The following is a 22,298-nucleotide window of genomic DNA, read 5'->3' on the forward strand; positions in this document are numbered from 1 at the left end:
CCGACAACTGTCCTTGTGCGAGGGCAAGCCTTTCTACGGAGCGCTAAGCGCCCCTGGTGTCTCGCATAAGCCTCCCTGTAGCGGGCGGCATGGTGGCCGCGAAGTCCCCGGGGCGCGTCACTCAGGCTCGATTTGAGCCATCCAAACGATGCTCACCCCTCATCGCGCCAGTGAGGCAGGTCGGCCGAGTACTCGAAACCACCCCGCACAGGTCATCGCCAGAGGCTTCGCTCCTCATCCGCGCCCGACCTGGTCAAGCTCCCCTTTAGGGCTGGCCCGCCATCGTGCCACGAAGGCGAAGCTTCCCTCCCTTCGACTCCACAGAGGTCACCAGCCGAGGCTTCGGTCTCGTTCGCGCCTGATCTAGGGCAGTCACTCTGCACGGCTGGCTGATTTTGGGTGCGCTCAGCCCCACGGCCAGGGGCGCCCTCGATGCGACGTTAGGTCACAGCCCGCAAGGCTGCATGGTGATTCAGCGCCAGCCTTTCGCCGGAAGTTCTGTGTGCTCCTGCAGGCCTCGCTTCGCCGCTGGCCAGCGCGGGCGCGCCCCGAAAAAACTAAAGATCAGTGGCGGAAAAGCTAATGTGTAGTGGCGTTCCGCAACTCTCTCCTACCCCAGCACCCCCTGATGACGCGCCTGGCAACGCGATCTGCTCAGACTTGCTCAGATTCAGAATGTTTCTTTTTGTTCTAATTTGTAGCAAAAGTCTCACTATGAGACCAAGGCCCAAACCTCCGGTCTAAGCAAGTCTTCTTTCCAGCCTCCCCAATCCTCAAGGCGTGCATTGCAAGCTTTCAGGGGTTTTCCTCAAAGGTGTCCACACATGATTCAGCGCCGTTCTTCGCAGCACGTCCTCGCCGCCGCTTCGCTCTCACTCATTGCCTGTGCCGTAAGCGCCGCCGATTACGCCTACATTCCCAATTCAGGCAGCAGAACAATTTCGGTCATCAATACCGCGACTGGCGAACTTTCCACCACATTAAGTCCAGCAAGCATGGACGCAACGTTAAATAATAACATCTACACTCTTGCATTGCGACCAGGCGCCAACAATGAGTCGTGGTTCGGGCAATATCTATCAAACAACAAACTAGGCGTCATTGACACGACAAACAACACACTGAAGACAGTAATCAATGGTACTGGAGGCTCTGTAGCCATAACTTTTTCTTTAAATGGCGCAATAGCTTATGTCAGTGACTACTCCGGTCAAAAGCTGCATGTCATTGACGCCACCACAAAACAGATAACGAACAGCCTGAGCACCGGATGCCAGACCATCGCCTCTGCACTAAGCGCTGATGGCGCATCGCTTTACGTACGGTGCGATTCTGGGGTAATCCAAAAACTGGACACAGCAACTAACACGTTGTCCACGCTCCCAAATACCACCACTAATGGTTATGGGTTAGCTTATGACCCCACAGGCAGCGGAAAGCTTTACGCTTCCAACAATTCAGCCCCAATTGTTTATCTGCTTAACTTATCGGATAATTCGGTTACTCAGATACCAATAACTGGACTTCAAGGTGCCGCTAGTAAAGTCGCAGTACGCAAAAATGGCAGCAAGCTGTATGTCGGAGGAGGAAATAATGTACTCCACATTGTTGACACTGCTAACACCTCAACGCAAACCTCGATCACACTGAACGGTCCAGCATCTACCATTACAGGGCTTGGTATCTCGGCAAACGATGCGGCGTTGTATGCCATTACATCGAATGGCACAGTCCATGTCATTGATGTCGCCACCGATACGGAAACCAAGACGATATCTGCCGCAGCCGGCGCCTCTTCTTTCTGGATCTGGGGTGACTTCCTCGGCAACGTCGTCGCCAGTGCCACGCCGGGTGGACCCTCGGTGGCATCGATTGCCCCGCAGGGCACACCATCAGCCAGCGCCACAAGCATCAATTTCGCAGTGACCTTCAGCGAAGCGGTCAACGGAGTGGATGGCACCGATTTCGCGCTGACCACTACAGGCACCGCCACCGGCACGATGGGCACGCCATCCAGTGCCGACAACGGCATCACATGGACTGTACCCGTCACTGCCATCAGCGGCACGGGCAGCCTGCGCCTGGACCTCAACAGCAGCGGCACCGGCATCGAGAGCACCGCAGCAGCCAAGCCCATTGCAGGGGGCTTCGCGACAGGAACCGTGCACAACGTTGATGTACAGGTGCCAGTCGCTGGCGCTTGTGGCACGGCGGCGGGCCAAGCCACGGCACTGGCCCCTGCAGCGGGCCTGTGCAGCGCGGGCACGGCTACGGCGATCTCCAGCGCCAGTGGCAAATACACCTGGCAGTGCCAGGGCTTGAACGGCGGCAGCGCCAACAGCTGCGAAGCCCCCTGGTCCACCGCTGGAGGCAGCAAGGCAATGGTCGCACTGCAGACAGCCAACGGTTGGCAGGTGAGCAACGCCAGCTTCAGCACCACGCCACCCGCGACCGCTCCGCAAGGCGTGACTTTCCCCTCTGGACTGCTCTCGCTGAATCTCAGCAGCGGCAACCTGGGCAGCGATGCAACCGTCACCCTGAACTTCAGCACACCGGTGCCTGCAGGCGCGGTATACATGAAGTACGGCCCCAGCCCTGATGGTTTCAACTGCCAAGGCGCAGCATGTGCTCAACCACACTGGTACCAACTGCCTGCCAACCGTGCTGTGCTGGCATCGGACCGGCTGAGCGCCACGTTGACGCTGACCGACGGCGGGCTCGGCGACAACGACGGCATAGCCAACCAATCCATCCAGGATCCGGGAGGCTTTGCACTGCTGGCAGCACCCGCCAGCACTGCGGCGATTCCCACCCTGTCTGAATGGGGCATCATCGCGCTGTCGTCCCTTCTGGCCATGTTCGGCATCGCAAGAATGCGCCGCCGCCAGGGCTGAAAACAAAAGCCACCTTCGGGTGGCTTTTTTCATTTCACCGGCCGCGAAACGAGCAACCGGGCTTACCGCTCTCTGCCGTCCCTCAATGCATTTCCTTGATAGCTCCATGGCAAGAACCCAGAACCCGGCTCCAACACAAAAAATCGTCACCGTCAGCTGACTCAATGCCTACCATGGGTCAATACTGGAAATCCTCAATTCAATCCCATTGAGATGATCGCAATGTGAATGCGATCTCAATATCAATTGAAATGCCCTACCCGACACAATAAAAAAACAATTCCTTGCAAAATAAAATCCGCCTTCATACACTCCAGTCTCCAACTTTCATGGAGGAGAACGCAATGACTGGAATTCGTCGTGATGTCAATCAAGGTGGAACTGTCTGGAATGAAACGCTGATCTGGTATTCCAAGGCCGTGGGGCACCTTTACTCTCTTCCCATTACGGACAGGACCAGCTGGAGATATCTTGCCGCCATTCATGGCATCAACAAGAGCGGCTGGATCAGTGCCGGCGTGCTTTCGGCCAAGGACCCTTTGCCACCCACATCCGAAACCGAGGAGATGTGGGACCAATGCCAGCATGGCACCTGGTACTTTCTTCCCTGGCATCGCGGCTATCTCGCCGCATTCGAAGCCATTGTGGCGAAGACCGTCAAGGAGCTTGGCGGTCCTGCGGACTGGGCGCTTCCCTATTGGAACTACCTGAATTCCAGCAATCAGGCCGCACGCAACATACCCCAGGCTTTCCTGGAAGAGAAATTGCCGGATGGTTCTCCCAATTTGCTGGCCAAGGCCAGGCGCAATGGGTCAAAGCGCCTGGGACCAACGCCTGACATTCCCCGTGATATCACGCTGGGTTGCCAGGACTACCACCGCTTCACCAGCGCTCCCGGCACCTTGGAATACGGCGGTGGCATCACCGCCTTTTCCCATGACGGCAGCGACACTGGCGCCATTGAATCCAATCCGCACAATCTGGTTCACATCATGGTCGGCGGACTGCAGGAGCCCTATGGATTCATGTCAGACCCCGACTATGCCGCCCTGGACCCGATTTTCTGGGTGCACCATTGCAATGTGGACCGGCTTTGGGCCGCCTGGCTGACCCAGCCCGGCAACATCCAGGACAACAGCGCCGCCTGGAGCAACGGACCTGCCGGCCGCGGCTTCGTCATGCCGGACACCGAAGGAAAGCTGGCCTCCTATGATCCGGGTGAAACCCTGCCTGGCGGTGCGCTGGCCCCTGACTATGACAATCTGACCAGCGGCACGGGCGCCACCACGCTCACGGCCAGCACGGCAGGCCTTACACCGCAGGAGATCGACATGCCCGCAGAATTCTCGACGGTCCCGCCGCCCGCGCCGCGTGTACTGGGCTCCAATGCGGAGCGGGTCATCGTGGGCCGCACGCCGCGGCTGACCACCGTATCGATCGCGGACCCCGGTGCCGCAAAGGTCGAGTTGCTGCAGGCAGGCGCCGCGCTGCCGCGGCCACAGCGCTACTTTCTTCACCTGGAAGGCATTCGCGGCAATGCGCCCAGCGGCGTGCTGACGGTCTCCATCGGCTCGCCCGGGGCGGCGGCACGGCATGCAGACACCGTCGCCCTGTTCGGATTGGCCAAGGCCTCGGCCAGCGACGGACCGCATGGAGGCAACGGACTGGGTGCCACCATCGACATCACCGATGCCACGCAGGCCATCCTGGACGCAGGCGGCAGTCTGGACCAGTTGAACGTGGCCATCGAACAGCCCGAAGCCGACCCCGGGCGCGAAATCACCGTGGACCGCGTGAGCGTGGTCGCACAGGACGCCACCCGCTAAGGCCCGCGTATGGACGCGCTGCTGAGAGACCTGCGGACCGCTCCCGCGCCAGCACTGATGGCCGTGTCGGGGGCAGGCTTCATCAGCCTGGCCATCAGCCCGCCTGCCACGCCCGGCCTGTCGCTGTGCGGCTCGCTGTCCTCGGTCACGCTGGCCGACCTGTCGCCGCTGGTGCTGGACGGGCACACGCTCGGCATCCTCGGTGTGGCATGGCTGGCCATGGTCCTGGCCATGATGCCGCTGCTGGCACTGCGGCAGGTGCGCCACGCCATGCGATCGAGCGTGGCCCGCCGGCGCCTGCTGGCGGCGGGCCTGCTGCTTGCGGGCTATGCGCTGGTGTGGATGGCAGCCGGCCTGGTCATGGTGCCGCTTGCCGCCCTCTTGCATGCAGCCGCGCATCCCGCGCTCATTCTTGCCTGCATTGCCGTGGCGGTCCTGTGGAGTTCATCGCCCGCAGGAACGCGCGCCCACAATGCCTGCCACAGGCTGTACCCCGTGGCCGCCAGCGGCCCCACGGCCAACCGGGACAGCCTGCAGCACGGACTGCGAACCGGCGTGGCATGCGCCACGGCATGCTGGCCGTGGATGCTGGCGCCCTTCGCCTTTCCCGCGGCCTGGCACCTGCCGGCCATGGCTGTTGCAGCGGTTTTACTCTTTGTGGAGCGCACAGGCCCATCGCTGCGGCCCGCCTGGCGCCTGCCCTATGTCCTGCGGCGCCTTCTGCACGGCAAGCCGCGCACGTCGCTGGGCCGGGCGACAAGACACTGAACCTTGTGGAGGGTGAGCCTCACCCCCGCCCGGCCAGCTCCGCCACCCCTCGCACCAGCGCACGCCCAGCGTCCGTCGCCTTGCCGTAATGCGCCAGCAGTGCCTGTACATCGGCGTCGGGCGCATGGGAGCGCAGGGACAGCAGCACGTAGCCGATATCGACGCCGGCAAGGTGCAATTGCTGCAGTGCCGTGGCGTCGGGGACGAGGGCGCCGGACTCAAATTGCTGCAGGACCTGTTTGGCTTGGCCGGCCTTGCGGGCGAGTTCGGCTTCGCTGAGGTTCAGGCGCTGGCGTTCCTGTTGCAGGCGGGCGGCAAGGGTGGGTTCGGGGCGCTCGTGCTGGATGGCGTTCGGGTCAAACGAGCGGAGGCCGGTCAGCACAAAGGAAATGTCCAGGCCATGCGCAGAAATCCGTGCAAGAAACTCGGCGCTGACGGTTGCCACGTCACGCTCCCAGTCCTGATAAGTGCGCATTTTGGTGCCGCCCAGCTTGGCCATGTCCGCTTGAGACAGGCCGAGACGCTCGCGCTCCTGACGAAGGCGTTCACCAAAAATTACACGGATTTCTGCATTCATCTTGTTAACTACCACGGATTTCCGTGCAATAGCGATGTACCTTGTAGACCTTGACTCCAAATACTACCTGACCCCTCAGGCGGCTCCTTTGCGCGCCTGTACGTTGCACGAAGGAGGTCCATGAAGCACTCCGCCGCCAAACCGTCGCGCAAGAAGCTCGCTGCGGCGTACCGCGCGCTGTTTCAGCAGGCGGCTGAAGCGCTCCGGCAGGCCGCGATGACCGCCGAAGACCACCGGCACGGCGTCGAATCCGACCGCCTGCTGCGCATTGCCAGCGGTGTGGCCCGCAGTGCCGCGCAGGCCGACTCATCGCAGGACCTGCAGGACCCGCAGAACATGGCCTTTGACGTGGCGGCCTGCATCAACGCGGCGCGCCTGGTGCCCGGCCATGCGGAATCCGCCCCGCGCTCCGGCCTGCTGGCCGAGGCGGCGCTGGCGCTCTCACAGATCTCTGAAACGCCGGCGGACCACATCGTTTTTCCCCGTGACACGCTGGCCAGGCTGCAGGCGGAGAGCGTTGCCGATCCCGCGCCCGCACAGTGGCGCGAGCTGGCCCGCCAGGCCAACTACGAGGCCCAGCAGCTGGCACAGGCGCTGATGCAGATGGGCCATCGCCAGGACACGGAGACCCATGTCGTGGCGCACGGCATGGCGGCGCGCATTGCGCAGCTGACGGAGATCGTTTTCGTGGCCGCCGCCCTGCATGGCGAGCACCGTGATGGCTGGGGCGCGCCGGTCCTGCGCGACGTGCGCCATATCTTTGAAGGCGGCATGGGCCGCCTGGGATGAGCGGGGCGCGGCTCAGCTCTGGACGACGACGTTCTCCAGCCTCAGCACGGCTTCGCGCACCTCGCCCAGGCGCGTGTCCTGCGCCTGCGAGGCCTGGATGATGGTGTCCATGATGTCGCTGGCATTCACGGCAGCCGCGCGCATCTGCTTCATCATGTCGCCGGATTCATTCACACGCTCGAAGCCCAGCTGCACGCTGGCCGCAGACGCGCCGATGACGGATTTGACCTCCCTGGCCGCCTCGGCGCAGCGCTGGGCCAGGCTGCGCACTTCGCCGGCCACGACACCGAACCCGCGCCCCTGCTCGCCCGCACGCGCGGCTTCGACGGCGGCGTTGAGCGCCAGCAGATTGGTCTGGAAGGCAATGCCATCGATCAGGCCCACCATCTCGCCGATGCGACGGGAGTTGCTGGAGATGCTGGACATGGCGTCGACCGCGCTGTCCAGGGCCACGTCGCCGCGCTGGGCAATGCGCGTCACGTCCCGCGCCTGGGCATGCGCGTCATGCGCCTGGGCAGCGCTGTCGCGCACCAATTGCTGCAGTTGCTCGAAAGCCGATTGCACCAGGCGCGTGGCCTCGTAGCGCTGCGTGATGTCGGTGGCGTACTTCACCACCTTGAAGGGCTGGCCGGCCTGGTTGAGCACGGGGCTGTAGTTGGCCTCGATCCAGACATCGTTGCCCAGGCGCCCTAAGCGCCGGAACTGGCCCCGGTAGTGCTTGCCCTGCGACAGGTGCGCCCAGAAGGCCGCGTACTCGGCCGAGCTGCGCTCCTGCGGGGCCACGAATATGCTGTGGTGCCGGCCGACCAGCTCGTCTTCGGATGCATAGCCCATGGCCTGCAGAAAATTGCGGTTGCAGCGCAGGATGCTGCCGTCCAGACCGAACTCGATCACGGCCTGGGCCCTGCCTACCGCCGCCAGCTGGCTGCTGGCTTCGGCATCGCGCAGCACTTCGGCCGAGATATCCATGGCGTACTTGACGACCCGCAGCACCTGTCCACGGCTGTCGAGCACGGGGCTGTAGTTGGCCTGCAGCCAGACCTCACGTCCCTGGTGGTCGATGCGCCGGCACCGGCCCACAAAGGCCTGCCCGCGCGCAAGCCGTGCCCAGAAGTCCCGATAGTCCCTGGCCTGCGCATCCGCCGGATCCAGGAAGATGCGGTGGTGCTGCCCGCGCAGCTCGTCCAGCTCATAGCCCATGAGGTCCAGAAACTGCGCGTTGGCGAAGAGGATGTGGCCCTGGGGATCGAGCTCGAGGACGGCCTGGGTGCTGTACAAGGCCTTCAGTTGGGAGCTTGGGGAATCGGAACGCAGGCCGAGCCTGGACAGGATGGAGCGGATGCCGCGCATGGAAGCCCTTGTTATTCAGCGCTGAATGGGTGATTGGCGCCCGACAATGGGCTGGTCTGGCAACGATTGTATCTGTTTGCTATTTTCTGCACTCTTCGCATTGACGTGCACTTTCTGTCAGAAAATGCCTACAGAATTAAAAAAATTGCCCTTCAATTCACAATTGTTTGCATTTTCTCAAGGCATCCAATTCCCTTTTTCCACCCAAGTCTTTCAAGCAGCAAGAAACACATGTAACTAATTGATATAGAGTTCGCAGCATTCCGTCGCCTGGCGGTGTCCTCTGTCTTGTGTGCTTGAAAAATGTCTTGTGGCGTTCGGGTGATCGATTTGACTTCCAGCCTGGGCGGCCGCGCCCTGGCCAAGCTGGGCGTGGCCTACGCCCCCGGCAAGCCGCGGGTTGCCGTGAGGCTGGCGGACTCGGAAAGCGCCCCTGTCATCGACTGGGGCGGACCTCCGGGGAGGGATGAGCCGCTGTGCGAGCCCTCGGCGCCGGGCGCCCTGGTACTACTGATCGGACCCGGCGCCGTGCATCAGGCCAGGGAATTGTTTCAGAGAGCATTGAATGAGGCCGTGCGTTGCGTACGCATTTTTATGATGCCAAGCGCCATCATGGAAGAAATAGCGCTCAAGCAAATGCGGATGCCGCACCATGAATCCATTCAGCTTTACCGATTACCCGACAGCAGTTCAGAAACACTTTGGTTTGTTCTGATCGAAGAGCTGCAAAAGCTCTCAGCCCGATTTTCATCCGGTGACAACACCGATTCCAGAAAAAGAGAAGTTTCAATGTCAAGCAATCTGTCCCAATCCATGCAATCCATTATTTCCATCGAAGGCGCCATGGCGGCGGCCCTTGTGGACCATCAAAGCGGGATGTGCCTGGCCCAGGCCGGCAGCGGCGTGGATCTGGAGCTTGCTGCGGCAGGCAATACCCAGGTGGTGCGGGCCAAGCTCAAGACCATGGAGTCGCTGGGACTGCGCAAGGGCATTGAAGATATTCTGATCACCCTGGGCGACCAATACCATTTGATCCGCCTCATCCCCAACAGCCCCGGGCTGTTTCTCTACCTGGTGCTGGACAAGGCCCGTGGCAACCTCGCCTTGGCCCGCTACAAGCTGACGGATATCGAGCGGTCGCTGAAGGTGTGATCCTGGGACTGCGGGGTTTGGGCCGAGGCATGGCCGGCCCGGCCATCCGGCTGCCCACTCGGCTACCATCGGTGCCCCCATCCCCATGCAGTTTCCCTGGAAGGCCCTCATGCTGCTGTACGCCGATTCGCAATTCACCTCTCCCTATGCCCTGTCCGTGTTCGTGTCGCTGAAGGTCAAGGGGATTGACTTCGAGCTGCGCACGCTGGACCTTTCGGCGGGACAGAACACCGGGGCGGACTATGTGGCGGCATCGCTCACGGCACGGGTGCCCACGCTGGTGGACGGCGATTTCAGCCTGTCGGAGTCTTCGGCGATTTGCGAGTACCTGCAGGACCGCTTTGGCGGCGCACCGCTCTACCCCCAGGATGCGCAGGCGCGCGCCCGTGTGCGCCAGGTCCAGGCCTGGCTGCGCAGCGATCTGATGGCCTTGCGCTCGGAGCGCAGCACCGAGGTGGTGTTCTACCGCCCCACGCCCACGCCGCTGTCGGATGCGGGCCAGGCGGCGGCGCGCAAGCTGTTTTCGGTGGCCGGAGCCTTCATCCGCTCGGAGGACGACCACATCGCCGGCCCGTGGTCGATTGCCGATGTGGACCTGGCGCTGATGCTCAACCGCCTGGTGCTCAACGGCGACGCCGTGCCTGCGCTGCTGGCCGCCTATGCGCGCCGGCAGTGGCAGCACCCCGCCATCCAGCAGTGGCTGGCCCTGCCGCGCCCGCCGCTGGCAGGCTGAGCCCCCCGGGATATTGGCAAGCCATGGACAGTCTTCTCTACATGGGCGTGCGGATCACGCCAGCATCACTGCCCAGTGATGTCACGCCCGGCGCCTGGCTGCCGCGCGCCACGCTGCTGGAGGTGGCCAGCGGCAAGGCCCTGGGAGCAGTCACCGAAGACCAGGGCTGCGACACGCGGCAGGAGGCCGATGCCCGTGCGCTGCGGCTGGGCAAGCGCCATGTGATGAAGGTGCTGCATCAAGGCTGAGGCGCCAGGGTGCTGGCGCCTGCCCGCGCCCCTCAATCCATCTTCACGGCCACCAGCTTCCACCCCATCAGGCCTTCGCGCCTGAAGATAAAGCCGCCCGGCTCGCCGCGCGGGTGCACGAAGACCTTGGACCAGCCCTGGTACTCCACGGAGTAGTCCTTGCGCGGCGGCCCGCCCTGGGTGTCCACGCCCACGCCTGCGGCGGCCACGTCCGTAGGTTTGCCGGGCTTGCCTTTTTCCAGCATGAGCATGACGCCGTCGGGCGAGACCAGCGCCTCGGTGAACTGGCTGACCAGGCCCTGGGCCAGTTGCTGGCCAAAGCCGGCCAGGGGGTTGGAGGCGCTGTCGCCCGAGCCGCCCATCTGGGACTGCAGCCTGGCCATCATCTGGCCCTTGATGCTTTCGCGCAGCGCAGGGAAGTCCACGTAGCCGGACAGGGCCTGGGCGTCGCGACGCTCCACGGCCTTGCCGATCTGGTGCAGGGCGATATAGGGCGATGCATAGAGCAGGCCGGCCGCAGCCACGCAGAGGGCGGCCAGCGCACCGGCCAGTGTTTTGGGTTTCATGGATCTCTTTCGTGAAAGCGTGCCAGCGGCCACGCGCAAACGCGGATTCTAGGCGGGCCCGTCCGGCGCGCGGCGCCGGCCAGGGACGGCCCCGGGCACAGGCCGTCTCTTCCTGCCGCAGCAATGTGCAGAGAACCACTATCAGGCCAGGGCGAATACCTGAAAAGCTGGTATTGCCTGCTCCATCCGATTCATACTATAGTTTGTAACAAATAGTTTACAAACCAATACAACATGGATCGCCATTGGCCACGCAGGCCATCGGCAAGCCAGCATCGCCGTTTCCGGGTGCCTGTGAGCCTTTGTGCAGACCGGGCATTTACCGTGAATGAAATCTCATTTTCACGACCGAGTTCTTTTTGCGAGAGATGTGAGCCATCACGGGGCGGCCTGACAACGCGAGTACCCACCAACCATCCGCAATGCATGCAAAGGACGCAGTATGAATAATTTCAAGTTATCGACTCGCCTGACCGCCTTGATTGGTTTTCTCTCACTGCTCATGATCGTGATCGGCGCTTTCGGACTTTATGGAATCAGCGAGTCCAACCGCCGATTCAAGGTGGTCTATGAAGAGCGCCTGGTCGCACTGGGCGATCTGCTGGAAGTGCAGCGCCTGCTGCTGCGCAACCGCAATGCGGTCTCGGGCGCCATTGCCGTGCACCTGCCCGAATACACGCAGCAAAAGCAGCAGGAGATACAGACCAACATCAACGACGTGAACAAGGCCTGGGCCTCGTTCCGCCAGACCCGGATGACCGAGGAAGAGGCGCAGCTGGCCGACCGCTTCGAGGCCGTGCGCGCGCTGTTCCTGCAGGGCTTTCTGAAGCCGGCCCAGCAGGCACTGCTGTCCGGTGACCTGGAGCTGGCCCGGCAGCTGCTGATCGACAAGGACGAGGCGCTGTACGCGCCGCTGCGTGATGTGATCGTGCAGCTGACCGCGCTGCAGACCCGCGTCGCCAAGGAGGAATACGAGGCCGCGCAATCGCTGTACCAGGTGATTTTTGCGGTGGCCGTGGGCTCCATCATCGGGGGCGTGCTGCTGGGAGTGCTGCTGGGCTGGTCCATCATCCGCAACATGGCGCGGTCGCTGCGACAGGCCATCCATACGGCCGATGCCGTGGCGGCGGGAGACCTGACGCGGCACATCGATGTGCGCGGCAAGGACGAGGTGTCCATGCTGCTGCGCGCGCTGCAGACCATGCAGGAGGGGCTGCGCGGCGTGGTGCGCCAGGTGCACCAGGGATCGGTCAGCGTGGCGGCGGCCAGCGGGCAGATCGCGCAGGCCAACCAGGACCTGTCCTCGCGCACCGAAAGCCAGGCCAGCGCGCTGCAGCAGACGGCAGCCTCCATGGAGCAGCTCAGCTCCACCGTGCGCCAGAACGCCGACAACGCGCAGATGGCCAACCAGCTGGCCCTGGGCGCCTCCACCGTGGCCGAGCAGGGCGGCGAAGTCGTGCGGCAGGTGGTCGATACCATGCGCGGCATCAGCGAATCGAGCCGGCAGATCGCCGACATCATCAACGTGATCGATGGCATTGCCTTCCAGACCAACATCCTGGCGTTGAACGCGGCCGTGGAAGCGGCACGCGCCGGCGAACAGGGCCGGGGCTTTGCCGTGGTGGCCACCGAGGTGCGCGGCCTGGCCAGCCGCAGCGCCGAGGCCGCCAAGCAGATCAAGCAGCTCATCACCGACAGCACCAGCCGCGTGCACAACGGCAGCGCGCTGGCCGACCAGGCCGGCACGACCATGGCCGAGGTGGTGGACGCCATACGCCGCGTGACGGATCTGATGGGCGAGATCAGCGCCGCCAGTTCCGAGCAAAGCTCGGGCGTGGCCCAGATCGGCCAGGCGGTCACGCAGATGGACCAGGCCACCCAGCAGAACTCGGCGCTGGTGGAGGAGATGGCCGCCGCGGCCTCCAGCCTGCGCGGCCAGGCCGGCGACCTGGTGCGCACGGTGGGCGCCTTCAAGCTGGAGGCGGCAAGCGGCCATCAGCATGCCGCCGTGGAGCTGCAGCGCAGGCAGCCCATGCTGGCAGCAGGCTGAGACGGAAAGAATAAACAGCGCGCGCGAGAAGCAGCCAGACAGGCCAAGCAAGGCGGCAACAGGCCCTGGCCGCCGGGCCAGCTCAATGCAGCGCGGTGCCCCTGGCGCCGCGGCTGCGTGCCATCTTGACGCGGTACATGGCCGCATCGGCCTTTTGCAGCGCGTCGTCGGCGTCAATGGAGTCCGGCCGCAGGCAGACCACGCCCACGCTGGCGCCGCCGTAGTCCAGCGTCTTGCCATCGGGCAGCTCGACCTTCATGACCGAGGCCTCCGACAGGCGCTGCTGCAGGTCGCGCGATACGGCGTCGGCCTCGCTGCCGAACAGCGGGCCCACGCCGATGAACACGAACTCGTCACCGCCGAAGCGCGCCAGCATGTCGGCGCTGCGCAGATGGGAGGACAGGCGCTCTCCCATGGCGCGCAGCAGTGCGTCGCCGGCCTCGTGGCCGTGCTCGTCGTTCACGTTCTTGAAGCGGTCCAGGTCGATGAAGCCCACCACCACGCATTCCTGGCTGCGTGCGCAGCGTGCAATGAGCCGGCCCAGCTCGTCGGTGAGGCAGCGCCGGTTGGGCAGGCCGGTCAGCGGGTCCAGCAAGGCCAGTGCCGCCAGCTCCTGGTTGGCCTTGCTCAGGCTGGTGATGAGCTGCTCGCGCTCCACGCGCTCGGCGATGAGGTTGGCGAACAGGCGCAGCAGGCCCTGGGCCTCGGTGCTCAACGCCTGGGAGGTCTTGCTGGCCGCGCACAGCGTGCCGTAGAGCTGGCCGTCGGAAAAGCGTACCGGGGCGCTGGCGTAGGTGCGAATGCCCAGTTCACGCGCGGCCTCGGAGTCGCCCCAGCAGGCACCGACATCGGGCGTGTACATGCGGCCTTCGTCCAGGGCGCGCTTGCACAGCGTGTCGCCCCAGGGGACGACCAGGCCTTCGGGAATCTGCATCTCGCTCGCGTTGCGCGCGTACAGCACGCGCTGCTGGCCCTGTTCTTCGTTGATGGTGGTGAGATAGGTGGACTCCAGATGCGTACTCTCTTCGAGCATTTGCAGCAGGGGCCGCGTCAACTCTTCCAGAGAATGCGCCTGGGTCACGGACTGGGACAGGCGCTGGACAAGGGACTCCATGAAATACCTCTCGAAATGACGACGGAAGCAGACTGCCCGCGCGCCTGATGAGGGAATGGGAAGGCAGGCGGGCCGGCACCAATTTGGGGATTGTGACCCGGCCAGACGCAGGCGGGAAGCATCCCGGCCGCGCTGCAGGCCGACAAGCCTGCGCGCCACGCGCCGCTGTCAGCAGGCCGACACAGGCGGCCATATCACCTGCACGCGCAGGCCGCCCAGCGTGGGCGAGCGGTCGAGCAGCAGGCGTGCTCCATGCCGCTGGGCAATGGTCTGCACGATGGCCAGGCCCAGTCCGCTGCCCTGCGCCTGCTGGCCCGCAGAAGCCGCTGAAGGCCCGCGCACAAAGCGCCGCAGCACCAGTTCGCGCTCGCTTTCGGCAATGCCGGGGCCCGAGTCCTCGACCACCAGCGCGCGGCCCTGGGCATCGCTGCGCCAGCCGACATCGACGCGGCCGCCTTGCGGCACGTACTTGATGGCGTTGTCCAGCAGGTTGCGCACCAGCATCTGCAAAGCCTGTGCGTCGCCCGCCACGGCAAAGGACTGCCGCAGATGCGGGGACTCGCTCAGGCCCATGTCCAGGCCGTGCTGCTGGGCCGCCACGGCCTGGTCCGCCAGGGCCTGCTCCACCACCTCGCGCAGGTCCACGTCCGCAGGTGCGGCCGTGGCAGCGCCGTGCTGCCCCTGCATGCCTTGCGGGCCTGGGGCCGTGCCTTGTACCGTGCCTTGGGCTTCCTGCCGCGCCAATGTCAACAATTGTTCGACGAGCCGTGTGGCCCGGTCTATGCCGGCCGAAAGACGCTGCACGGCCTCGTCATGCGCGGCCGCATCGGGCGCGCGCTGCAAGGCCACCAGTTGCAGCTTGAGCGCGGCCAGCGGAGAGCGCAGCTCGTGCGCGGCGTCCGCCACGAAGTGCTGCTGCGCCTCGAAGGCCTGGCCCACGCGCTGCAGCAGCGCGTTGAGCTCGGCCACCAGGGGCCGCACCTCGTCGGGCAGGCCCTCGGCCGGCACGGGGGCCAGGTCCTGCGGGCGGCGCGCGGCCAGCTCGCGGCGCACGCGCTGCACGGGCGCCAGCGAACTGCGCACCACCCACCACACGGCCAGCGCCAGCACGGGCGCCAGCAAGGCGATGGGCAGCAGGCTTTGCCAGGCGGCATCGCGCGCCAGCGTGCGGCGCACGCGCATGTCCTGCGCCACCTGGATCACCTGCGAGCGCGTCTGCAGCGAGAACACGCGGTAGACGGTGCCGCGCGCGGGCACATCGGCAAAGCCCAGCACGGCCATCTGCGGCAATGCCGCACCCAGCGCGGACTCGAAAATGCGCAGGCCCTCGTTGGTCCAGACCTGGACGATGAATTCGTGGTTCTCATCCTCGGGCGGCGTGCCCTGGGGCCTGCCGCGCGCATCCACCGGCAGGCCGGCGCGCAGCGCGAAGGCGGTCTGCTGCATCTGGTAGTCGAACAGGGTGTCGGTCTGCAGCAGCGCGTTGCGGTAGGCCAGCAGGCCCTGCAGCAGCGCGGTGAGCACGATGGCCGCCCCCAGGAACAGGAGCAGCCGCGTGCCCAGTGCGCCGGGCAGGCGGCCGCGCAGCCGGGCGATGACAGAGGAAGCCGGCGCCGTCATGGCTTGGGCACCATGTAGCCCACGCCGCGCACATTGAGGATCAGCCCCGCGCCCAGCTTCTTGCGCAGGCCGTGGATGTAGACCTCGATGGCGTTGCTGCTAACCTCGTCGCCCCAGCCGTATAGCTTGTCCTCGATCTGCTGGCGCGACAGCGTGCTGCCCGGGCGCGCCAGCAGCGTCTCCAGCACCGCCCATTCGCGGCCGGAGAGCACCACGTCGCGCCCCTCGACACTGGCCTCGCGCGTGGCGGGATTGAGCCGCACGCCTTCGCGCTCGTACAGCGGATCCATTGCGCCCGACGCCCGGCGCGCCAGCGCACGCAGCCGCGCGAGCAGCTCGTCCAGGTCATAGGGTTTGACCACGTAGTCGTCGGCCCCCGCATCCAGCCCGGCAATGCGGTCGCGCACGGCATCGCGCGCCGTGGCCACCAGCACCGGCGTGCGGTCGCGGCGCCCGCGCAGGCGGCGCAGCACCTGCAAACCGTCCTGCCCCGGCAGGCCCAGGTCCAGCAGCACCATGTCATAGCCATGGCCGCCACCCGGGCCGGGGCACAGGGCCGCATCGGCCTGCAGGCCGTCACGGACCCAGTCCACCGCATGGCCCTCGCCGCGCAGCAGGGTCTGCACGGCCTCGCCGATCATGGCGTCATCTTCGACAAGCAGTAAGCGCATGGCAGAAGAATAGCTCCCTGGACGGCTGGCTCAGTTCTGAGGCACATGCCGCCCGAAACTGGCGCGCTCAAACGTCGGGGACAGCGAGCAAGGGCCTAAGCCGGCCGCGCCGCCCCGCCGCGAGGCTGTCGTCCCCCTCCTTCGCGAAGCGATTAGAGAGGGGGAAGGCGCGCAGCGACTCAGGGGGTGAGCGGCGATCACACCGCCGCTTCAATCTTCGGCATGGCCATGCGGGCCTTGGTCAGCGCCATGCCCAGGTTGGCCGTGCGCCGGCAGACGAAGACGGCCACGTAGTCGGGCATGAGCTTGCCGCGCAGGAAGACGTGGATGAGGTTGTCGCTGTTGACGATGAGTTCCTGGAAGTAGTGGTGGCCGTCGTCCTTGAGGCCGCGCGACTTCTTAAACAGGCTCTCGATCATCGAGACGTTGGGGCCGTTGAACAGGTCGGCCGTGGCAGCGGCCACGAGATCGATGACTTCGCGCGGATGCGAGTCCACCGTGCGGATGGCCAGCAGCATGCCGGAGGCGGCATCCACATAGCCGATGGCCAGACATTCGGGCACCGAACCGGCCACCTCGCTCAAAACGTTATCCAGGCTCATTGCAGCTTTCCTTTTTTGTGAATGGATGTGATCGGTCAGCCCATCTTCAGCAGCAGTGCCACTTCGTACGCATACAGCAGGTCCTCCTGGGCCTGGGACTGCACGTACTGGGCATCGATGAGGCGCACGCGGCGCAGCGCCTCGTCGGCGGTGAGGCCCTCGCGCACCAGCCATGCGGCCAGCACCGTGCCCGTGCGGCCCAGGCCGGCCAGGCAGTGCACGGCCAGCACCTCGCCCGCGCGCAGCATGGCCGACATGCGCGCCAGCAGCATCTGGATCTGGGCCACCGACGGTGATTCGTGGTCCCGCACCGGCAGGTGCAGGTTGCGCAGGCCATGGCGCTGCAGCGGCTCCTGCGGCAGGTCGTTTTCGGTCAGCGTGATCAGCACGGTGACGCCGCAGCCGCGCAGGGCCTTCAGGTCGAAGTCCATGGACTGCACCACGCCCGGTTGCGGCGCGCCCGCCAACCGGCCCGGCACCAGCCAGGCAAAGCCGCTGGGGCCACGGCTGGCCGGCACGGCCTGCGGGTCGGCCACCAGCGGCTGCCAGTCCACCAGCACGGAGGGATTGACGGCGCGCGGCCGGGCTGCTGCAGCGGCAGCGGGTGTCGGTGCGGGTGCGGGTACCGGCGCAGGCACGGGTACGGGCTCAGGTGCAGGCATGGGCTCGGATGCAGGCTCGGCGGCCACTGCGTCCGACAGGAATTCGGAGATCGCGGCCACGGCCGCTGCAGGCAGCGGAGGAGGCAGGGGCACGCCCTCCTCCAGGTCTTCGGCCCGCGCATCGGGCGAGGCCACGGCACAGCTGCCGGTGCGCAGGAACTGCTGGCCCGCCAGCGACAGCGGCGCACGCTGGAAGGCTTCCATGGATTGCGCCTCGGCGATGCGGCCGCCGGCCAGCAGCAGCATGTCCTGCGCCACGGCCTGTGCGTGCTGCTGGTGGTGCGTGCTCATCAGCACGGCCGTGCGCTGGGCCACCTGGCGCAGCAGCTCCAGCAGCACGAAGGCCTCGTAGCCCTCAAGCTCTGCCGTGGGCTCGTCCACCATCAGCAGGGCCGGCTCGGCCAGCGCCTCGCGCAGGATGGCCACGGCACGCTGCTGCACGGGGGACAGCTGCAGCGCCGGCTGGTCGAACATCAGCGCAAGCTCGGGAAAGCCGAAGGCCTGCACCTGCGCGCGGCACCAGTCGCGCAGCGCATGCGGCACGAGCTTGAGGCGGGGCCGGGCCAGCTCGACGATGGCGTCGAAGGTGCTGGCCATCATCAGCCGGGCCTGCTGCTGCACCAGGCGCGGCGCCTGCATGGCGCCGGTCCATTCCTGGCCCGCGTAGCGCACGCTGCCCCAGCGACGAAAGCGCGGATTGGCGGCATTGAGATCGGCCAGCGTGCGCAGCAGCGTGGACTTGCCCGAGCCGCTGGGGCCCAGCAGGGCCGTGATGCCGTGGGTGGGCAGCGTGAAGTCCACCTCAGCCAGGATGACGCGCGCGCCGAACGATGCGCCCAAACCCGCCGCCTGCAAGCTGTAGTCCTGCTTCAAAGCATGCCCTTCCTGTTTTGCCATGGGCCCTTGCGGGCGCTTCTTCCTGAAACCAGAACGGTGCACGCCCGCCTGGATGGGCCGGCAGTCTAAGCGTATTCGCTCTATCTCAAATCGTCACAATTTGAAACACCGCTAACGCAAAAGGACGCGAATTCACAGAATACAACCATCACATTGCCGCACGAATGCAGGAATCGCCAGCCACTGGCCGGTTGAATTCCCCATGCAATAAGCCCCGGCACATTCGTGCCGGGGCTGTGCGATCAATTCAGTGTGCAGGTGCTTTTCAGTCCCTTACCTCCTTTCGCTTACCCGAGACGTACGGGAACAAATATCCTGTTGCCATCGCGCCAAATCAGCACGGCCACGGTCTTGCCGGCCTTGGCCATGGCGGCGCGCACGGCCTCGATATCTCCGGCAGGCGAGCCATTGATGGACAGCAGCACATCGCCCTGCGTGATGCCGGCCTCGGCCGCCGGGCCTGCGGCGTCGGCAACGACCAGGCCGTCCTTCACGCCGATCTGCTGCTTTTCCTCGGGCTGCAGCGGGCGCAGGGCCAGGCCCAGCTTGCCCTTGCCGGCGTCGGGCTTGTCCTTGGCCACCTTGGCGGCCTTGTCGCTGGCATCGCCCAGCACGGCGCTGAGCGTGCGGGCCTCGCCGTTGCGCCATATCTCCAGCGTGACCTTCTGGCCCGGCAGCGCCTGGCCCACAAAGGCCGGCAGATCGCCCGAGCCCACGATGGGCTGGCCATCGATCTTGCGCACCACGTCGCCGGGCTCCAGTCCCGCCTTGGCGGCAGGGCCGTTCTTGTCCACGCTGGACACCAGGGCGCCTTCGGGACGGTCGAGCTTGAAGGAATCGGCAAAGGCCTGGTTCACCTCCTGCACGGCCACGCCCAGCCGCGCATGCTGCACCTTGCCCGTGGCCACGATCTGCTGCTGCACGCGCGTGGCCACCTCGATGGGAATGGCGAAGGACACGCCCTGGTAGCCGCCCGAACGCGAGTAGATCTGGCTGTTGATGCCCACCACCTCGCCGCGCGCATTGAACAGCGGGCCGCCCGAGTTGCCGGGGTTGATGGCCACGTCGGTCTGCAGGAAAGGCACGAAGCTGTCGTCCGGCAGGGTGCGGCCCTTGGCGCTGACCACACCGGCCGTCACGCTGCTCTCGAAGCCGAAGGGCGAGCCGATGGCCAGCACCCAGTCGCCCACGCGCAGATCGGCCGTCTTGCCCAGCGACACCGTGGGCAGGTTCTTCGCCTCAATGCGCAGCACGGCCACGTCGGTCTTGGGATCGGCGCCCAGCACCTTGGCGCTGAACTCGCGCCGGTCGGTCAGCTTGACGGTCACTTCCTTGGCGCCGCGCACCACGTGGGCGTTGGTCAGGATCAGGCCGTCGCTGGAGACGATGAAGCCCGAGCCTTCGCCGCGCGTGGGCACATCGCGCTGGGGCTGGCCCTGGCCCATGCCCGGCATGCCGGGCACGCCGAAGCGGCGGAAGAATTCAAAGAACGGATCGTTGGGGTCCATGCCCGGCACGCCCTGCTGCCCCTGGCGCGCTGCGGCCTCGTCGCCGTCCTCGCCCATGGCACGCGAGCTGCCGACCACGCTGATGTTGACCACGGCCGCGCCATTGCGCGCCGTGATGTCGGCAAAGTTGGGCGCCGCCACGGCGCCGGCGGGAGAAGCAGGCTGTGCTGCAGGCGCAAACAGCGACGTGGCGGCACGCGCATCGCCATGCACCACACCAACCAGACCGGCGCCTGTGGCGCCCAGGGCGCCGATGGCACCTGCGGCCACCAGGGCCAGCACCAGACGGCGGGGAGTCGACAGAATCTTGTTCATGGCAGACCTTTCCTCAAAAGCAGCGTTCCTTGCTGCGTTGGTGAGAAGTCTGAAGGGGCAGACTTAGGCGAGGCTTAGAAGCCTCGCCGTGCATCTCAGATCAGCGCCAGCACCTTCTCCGGCGGGCGGCACAGCGCCGCGCCCTTGGGTGTGACGACGATGGGGCGGTTGAGCAGCACCGGGTGCTCGGCCACGGCGGCGAGCAACTGCGCATCGCTGGCCAATGCATCGCCCAGGCCCAGCTCGGCGAAGACGGCTTCCTTGCTGCGCAGCAGCTCGCGCACGGGCATGCCCAGCTGCCGGACCAGGGCCTGCAGTTGCTCAGCGTCCAGGGGCTGGGCGATGTAGTCGACGATGGTCGGCTCTATGCCGTTGTCGCGCAGCAGGGCCAGCGCGCCGCGCGAGTTGCTGCAGCGGTTGTTGTGGTAGATGGTGATGTCGGTGCGGGGGGCGGTGGTGTTCATGGGCCGCAGTGTAGGCCCATGAAAATGCGTCTCAGGCCACGGCTTCCTCGGGATGGGCATCGACCTCGCGGCCGGGCAGCAGCAGGTTCAGCCCCACCGCGACCAGGGCGCCGACGGTAATGCCCGAGCCGAAGACTTCGCGCACGAAGGCAGGCATGCGGGCCAGCAGGTCCGGGCGCACCGTGACCGCCAGGCCGCAGCCCAGCGAGACCGCGATGATCAGGCTGGCACGCCGCGAGTGCTCGGCGCCGCTGAGCATGCGGATGCCGGCAGAAATGATCATGGCAAACATCATCAGCCCCGCGCCGCCGAGCACGGGCTGCGGAATCGTCACCACCAGTGCGCCCAGCACAGGAAAGAGGCCTGCCAGCAGCAGCATGACGCCCGTCAGCATGACCACGTGGCGGCTGGCCACGCCGGTCAGCGAGACCACGCCCACGTTCTGGGCGAAGGTGGACAGCGGAGGGCTGGACATCACGGCCGCGAAGGCCGAGCCCACGCCGTCGCACAGCATGCCGCTGGACAGGCGCTTGCCGTCGATGCGCGTCTGCGTGGCCGCGCCCAGGGCCATGAAGGTGCCCGTGGTCTCGACGATGGTCACCAGAAAAGCGATGGACATGGCGACGATGCCGGCCACCGGGAACGTCATGCCGAAGGTCAGCGGCTGCGGGATGGCGAAGACCGCGGCCTCGCTCACCTGGGTGAAGTCGATCAGGCCCAGCGCCAGGCACAGCACATAGCCGCAGGCGATGCCCAGCACCACGGCCGAGGCAGAGACGATGCCCCTGCCCCACTGCACGAAGCCGATCACCAGCACCAGCACGAAGCCGGCGATGGCCAGGTGGCCGATCGCGCCGTAGTCGCTGCGGCCCACGCCGCCCGCAGCCCAGTCCACGGCGACGGGGGTCAGCGACAGGCCGATCATGGTCACGACCACGCTGGTCACGGTGTGCGGAAAGAAGCGGCGGATCACGGGCATGAAGTAGCTGCCCACGATCATCACCAGCGACCCTACCAGCGAGGAGCCCAGGATACCGGCCACGCCATGCTCCAGCCCCACGCTGATGCCCGCGCCCACGAAGGCGAAGCTTGTGCCCATGACGCAGGGCAGCCGTATGCCCACGGGCCCCACCCCCCTGCACTGGACGATGGTGACCACGCCCGAGCCCAGCAGCGCTGCATTCACCAGCGCCACGATCTGGTCGGCCGGCAGCTTGAGCGCCCCGCCGAAGACCAGGGGCACGGCGATGATGCCGCCCAGCGCCGCCAGCAGGTGCTGCAGCGACAGAAGCACCGTGGTGATGAGCATTGGCGGACGGTCTTCCACCTTGTAAAGCAGTTGTTCCATTGTCTTGTCTCCTTGTGTCCTGGCCGTTGGCCTCTTCAGAGGCGCTTGTATGTATGTCGGGGCAGTGGTGCCGGAAAAGGGTGGGGTCCTGAAAGTGCTGTCCGGGTCTTCGAGCCTCCTGGAGATGCTTCGGGGAAATGGCGC

The 22,298-nt window shown here is 65.6% G+C and carries 19 protein-coding genes; 8 read left to right on the forward strand and 11 right to left on the reverse strand.

What is annotated here, in order from left to right:
- Window positions 1–824: 824 nt before the first annotated feature.
- The 3 genes from ACF8NF_RS08515 to ACF8NF_RS08525 all read left to right on the forward strand — a co-directional run bounded on the left by ACF8NF_RS08515 (window position 825) and on the right by ACF8NF_RS08525 (window position 5,488).
- On the forward strand, window positions 825–2,894 hold the full coding sequence (locus tag ACF8NF_RS08515; RefSeq protein WP_392450447.1) for an IPTL-CTERM sorting domain-containing protein: 2,070 nt from the start codon (window positions 825–827) through the stop codon (window positions 2,892–2,894).
- A 284-nt stretch (window positions 2,895–3,178) separates the two neighbouring features.
- Entirely contained in the window at window positions 3,179–4,720 is a 1,542-nt protein-coding gene (locus tag ACF8NF_RS08520) for a tyrosinase family protein (RefSeq protein ID WP_392450448.1), read from the forward strand.
- 9 nt (window positions 4,721–4,729) lie between these two features.
- Complete coding sequence (locus ACF8NF_RS08525) at window positions 4,730–5,488, forward strand: DUF2182 domain-containing protein (protein ID WP_016447904.1); 759 nt, start codon at window positions 4,730–4,732, stop codon at window positions 5,486–5,488.
- A gap of 19 nt (window positions 5,489–5,507) precedes the next feature.
- Here ACF8NF_RS08525 and ACF8NF_RS08530 read toward each other — a convergent pair whose 3' ends face one another.
- Complete coding sequence (locus ACF8NF_RS08530) at window positions 5,508–6,065, reverse strand: helix-turn-helix domain-containing protein (RefSeq protein ID WP_012203537.1); 558 nt, start codon at window positions 6,063–6,065, stop codon at window positions 5,508–5,510.
- A 120-nt stretch (window positions 6,066–6,185) separates the two neighbouring features.
- On the opposite strand from ACF8NF_RS08530, the gene ACF8NF_RS08535 reads away from it, so the two are divergent.
- Window positions 6,186–6,854 carry a hypothetical protein gene (locus ACF8NF_RS08535; protein WP_392450450.1) on the forward strand — a complete coding sequence of 223 codons (669 nt, stop codon included), beginning with the start codon at window positions 6,186–6,188 and terminating at the stop codon, window positions 6,852–6,854.
- Window positions 6,855–6,866: 12 nt separating this feature from the next.
- Here ACF8NF_RS08535 and ACF8NF_RS08540 read toward each other — a convergent pair whose 3' ends face one another.
- On the reverse strand, window positions 6,867–8,204 hold the full coding sequence (locus ACF8NF_RS08540; RefSeq protein ID WP_392450452.1) for a methyl-accepting chemotaxis protein: 1,338 nt from the start codon (window positions 8,202–8,204) through the stop codon (window positions 6,867–6,869).
- An 813-nt stretch (window positions 8,205–9,017) separates the two neighbouring features.
- Between ACF8NF_RS08540 and ACF8NF_RS08545 the strand changes: the two genes are divergently transcribed.
- The 3 genes from ACF8NF_RS08545 to ACF8NF_RS08555 all read left to right on the forward strand — a co-directional run bounded on the left by ACF8NF_RS08545 (window position 9,018) and on the right by ACF8NF_RS08555 (window position 10,337).
- Window positions 9,018–9,356, forward strand: a complete 339-nt coding sequence (locus ACF8NF_RS08545) for a hypothetical protein (RefSeq protein WP_017405441.1) — start codon at window positions 9,018–9,020, stop codon at window positions 9,354–9,356.
- Window positions 9,357–9,465: 109 nt separating this feature from the next.
- Window positions 9,466–10,089 (forward strand): glutathione transferase, encoded by a 624-nt coding sequence (gene yfcF / locus ACF8NF_RS08550; RefSeq protein WP_392450453.1) that lies wholly within the window; start codon window positions 9,466–9,468, stop codon window positions 10,087–10,089.
- Window positions 10,090–10,112: 23 nt separating this feature from the next.
- Window positions 10,113–10,337 (forward strand): hypothetical protein, encoded by a 225-nt coding sequence (locus ACF8NF_RS08555; RefSeq protein WP_026062392.1) that lies wholly within the window; start codon window positions 10,113–10,115, stop codon window positions 10,335–10,337.
- Between the two features lie 32 nt (window positions 10,338–10,369).
- On the opposite strand, the gene ACF8NF_RS08560 is transcribed toward ACF8NF_RS08555, so the two are convergent.
- Window positions 10,370–10,903 (reverse strand): DUF2939 domain-containing protein, encoded by a 534-nt coding sequence (locus ACF8NF_RS08560; RefSeq protein WP_047217496.1) that lies wholly within the window; start codon window positions 10,901–10,903, stop codon window positions 10,370–10,372.
- A gap of 442 nt (window positions 10,904–11,345) precedes the next feature.
- Here ACF8NF_RS08560 and ACF8NF_RS08565 point away from each other — a divergent pair, with 442 nt between their 5' ends.
- On the forward strand, window positions 11,346–12,953 hold the full coding sequence (locus ACF8NF_RS08565; protein ID WP_016447912.1) for a methyl-accepting chemotaxis protein: 1,608 nt from the start codon (window positions 11,346–11,348) through the stop codon (window positions 12,951–12,953).
- Between the two features lie 82 nt (window positions 12,954–13,035).
- Here ACF8NF_RS08565 and ACF8NF_RS08570 read toward each other — a convergent pair whose 3' ends face one another.
- From ACF8NF_RS08570 to ACF8NF_RS08605, 8 genes are all read right to left on the reverse strand, one after another.
- Window positions 13,036–14,067 (reverse strand): sensor domain-containing diguanylate cyclase, encoded by a 1,032-nt coding sequence (locus ACF8NF_RS08570; RefSeq protein WP_016453209.1) that lies wholly within the window; start codon window positions 14,065–14,067, stop codon window positions 13,036–13,038.
- Window positions 14,068–14,235: 168 nt separating this feature from the next.
- A complete protein-coding gene (locus ACF8NF_RS08575; protein ID WP_017405436.1) occupies window positions 14,236–15,687 on the reverse strand; it encodes an ATP-binding protein in 1,452 nt (483 codons plus the stop codon).
- A complete protein-coding gene (locus ACF8NF_RS08580; RefSeq protein WP_017405435.1) occupies window positions 15,684–16,358 on the reverse strand; it encodes a response regulator transcription factor in 675 nt (224 codons plus the stop codon). Before ACF8NF_RS08580 ends, ACF8NF_RS08575 begins: the two co-directional genes overlap by 4 nt.
- A 197-nt stretch (window positions 16,359–16,555) precedes the next feature.
- Window positions 16,556–16,960 carry a hypothetical protein gene (locus tag ACF8NF_RS08585; protein WP_012203525.1) on the reverse strand — a complete coding sequence of 135 codons (405 nt, stop codon included), beginning with the start codon at window positions 16,958–16,960 and terminating at the stop codon, window positions 16,556–16,558.
- A gap of 35 nt (window positions 16,961–16,995) precedes the next feature.
- On the reverse strand, window positions 16,996–18,495 hold the full coding sequence (locus tag ACF8NF_RS08590; protein WP_017405434.1) for an ATP-binding cassette domain-containing protein: 1,500 nt from the start codon (window positions 18,493–18,495) through the stop codon (window positions 16,996–16,998).
- Between the two features lie 311 nt (window positions 18,496–18,806).
- Window positions 18,807–20,342: a Do family serine endopeptidase gene (locus tag ACF8NF_RS08595; RefSeq protein ID WP_392450454.1), complete on the reverse strand. Its 1,536-nt coding sequence runs from the start codon at window positions 20,340–20,342 to the stop codon at window positions 18,807–18,809.
- A 95-nt stretch (window positions 20,343–20,437) separates the two neighbouring features.
- A complete protein-coding gene (gene arsC / locus ACF8NF_RS08600; protein WP_016447918.1) occupies window positions 20,438–20,806 on the reverse strand; it encodes an arsenate reductase (glutaredoxin) in 369 nt (122 codons plus the stop codon).
- Window positions 20,807–20,837: 31 nt separating this feature from the next.
- On the reverse strand, window positions 20,838–22,154 hold the full coding sequence (locus ACF8NF_RS08605; protein ID WP_013804016.1) for a nucleobase:cation symporter-2 family protein: 1,317 nt from the start codon (window positions 22,152–22,154) through the stop codon (window positions 20,838–20,840).
- Between the last annotated feature and the right edge of the window lie 144 nt (window positions 22,155–22,298).

This window comes from Delftia sp. WSY_22, assembly GCF_043104185.1.
Lineage (GTDB): Bacteria > Pseudomonadota > Gammaproteobacteria > Burkholderiales > Burkholderiaceae_C > Comamonas > Comamonas tsuruhatensis.

Excerpts from the sequence above, each read along its gene's own strand:
- ACF8NF_RS08535 (WP_392450450.1), top strand. The coding sequence starts at position 6,186 with ATGAAGCACTCCGCCGCCAAACCGTCGCGCAAGAAGCTCGCTGCGGCG.
- ACF8NF_RS08540 (WP_392450452.1), bottom strand. The coding sequence starts at position 8,204 with ATGCGCGGCATCCGCTCCATCCTGTCCAGGCTCGGCCTGCGTTCCGAT.
- ACF8NF_RS08595 (WP_392450454.1), bottom strand. The coding sequence starts at position 20,342 with ATGAACAAGATTCTGTCGACTCCCCGCCGTCTGGTGCTGGCCCTGGTG.
- ACF8NF_RS08560 (WP_047217496.1), bottom strand. The coding sequence starts at position 10,903 with ATGAAACCCAAAACACTGGCCGGTGCGCTGGCCGCCCTCTGCGTGGCT.
- ACF8NF_RS08525 (WP_016447904.1), top strand. The coding sequence starts at position 4,730 with ATGGACGCGCTGCTGAGAGACCTGCGGACCGCTCCCGCGCCAGCACTG.
- ACF8NF_RS08575 (WP_017405436.1), bottom strand. The coding sequence starts at position 15,687 with ATGACGGCGCCGGCTTCCTCTGTCATCGCCCGGCTGCGCGGCCGCCTG.
- ACF8NF_RS08545 (WP_017405441.1), top strand. The coding sequence starts at position 9,018 with ATGCAATCCATTATTTCCATCGAAGGCGCCATGGCGGCGGCCCTTGTG.
- ACF8NF_RS08515 (WP_392450447.1), top strand. The coding sequence starts at position 825 with ATGATTCAGCGCCGTTCTTCGCAGCACGTCCTCGCCGCCGCTTCGCTC.
- ACF8NF_RS08565 (WP_016447912.1), top strand. The coding sequence starts at position 11,346 with ATGAATAATTTCAAGTTATCGACTCGCCTGACCGCCTTGATTGGTTTT.
- ACF8NF_RS08585 (WP_012203525.1), bottom strand. The coding sequence starts at position 16,960 with ATGAGCCTGGATAACGTTTTGAGCGAGGTGGCCGGTTCGGTGCCCGAA.
- ACF8NF_RS08580 (WP_017405435.1), bottom strand. The coding sequence starts at position 16,358 with ATGCGCTTACTGCTTGTCGAAGATGACGCCATGATCGGCGAGGCCGTG.
- ACF8NF_RS08555 (WP_026062392.1), top strand. The coding sequence starts at position 10,113 with ATGGACAGTCTTCTCTACATGGGCGTGCGGATCACGCCAGCATCACTG.
- ACF8NF_RS08530 (WP_012203537.1), bottom strand. The coding sequence starts at position 6,065 with ATGAATGCAGAAATCCGTGTAATTTTTGGTGAACGCCTTCGTCAGGAG.
- arsC (WP_016447918.1), bottom strand. The coding sequence starts at position 20,806 with ATGAACACCACCGCCCCCCGCACCGACATCACCATCTACCACAACAAC.
- ACF8NF_RS08570 (WP_016453209.1), bottom strand. The coding sequence starts at position 14,067 with ATGGAGTCCCTTGTCCAGCGCCTGTCCCAGTCCGTGACCCAGGCGCAT.
- ACF8NF_RS08605 (WP_013804016.1), bottom strand. The coding sequence starts at position 22,154 with ATGGAACAACTGCTTTACAAGGTGGAAGACCGTCCGCCAATGCTCATC.
- yfcF (WP_392450453.1), top strand. The coding sequence starts at position 9,466 with ATGCTGCTGTACGCCGATTCGCAATTCACCTCTCCCTATGCCCTGTCC.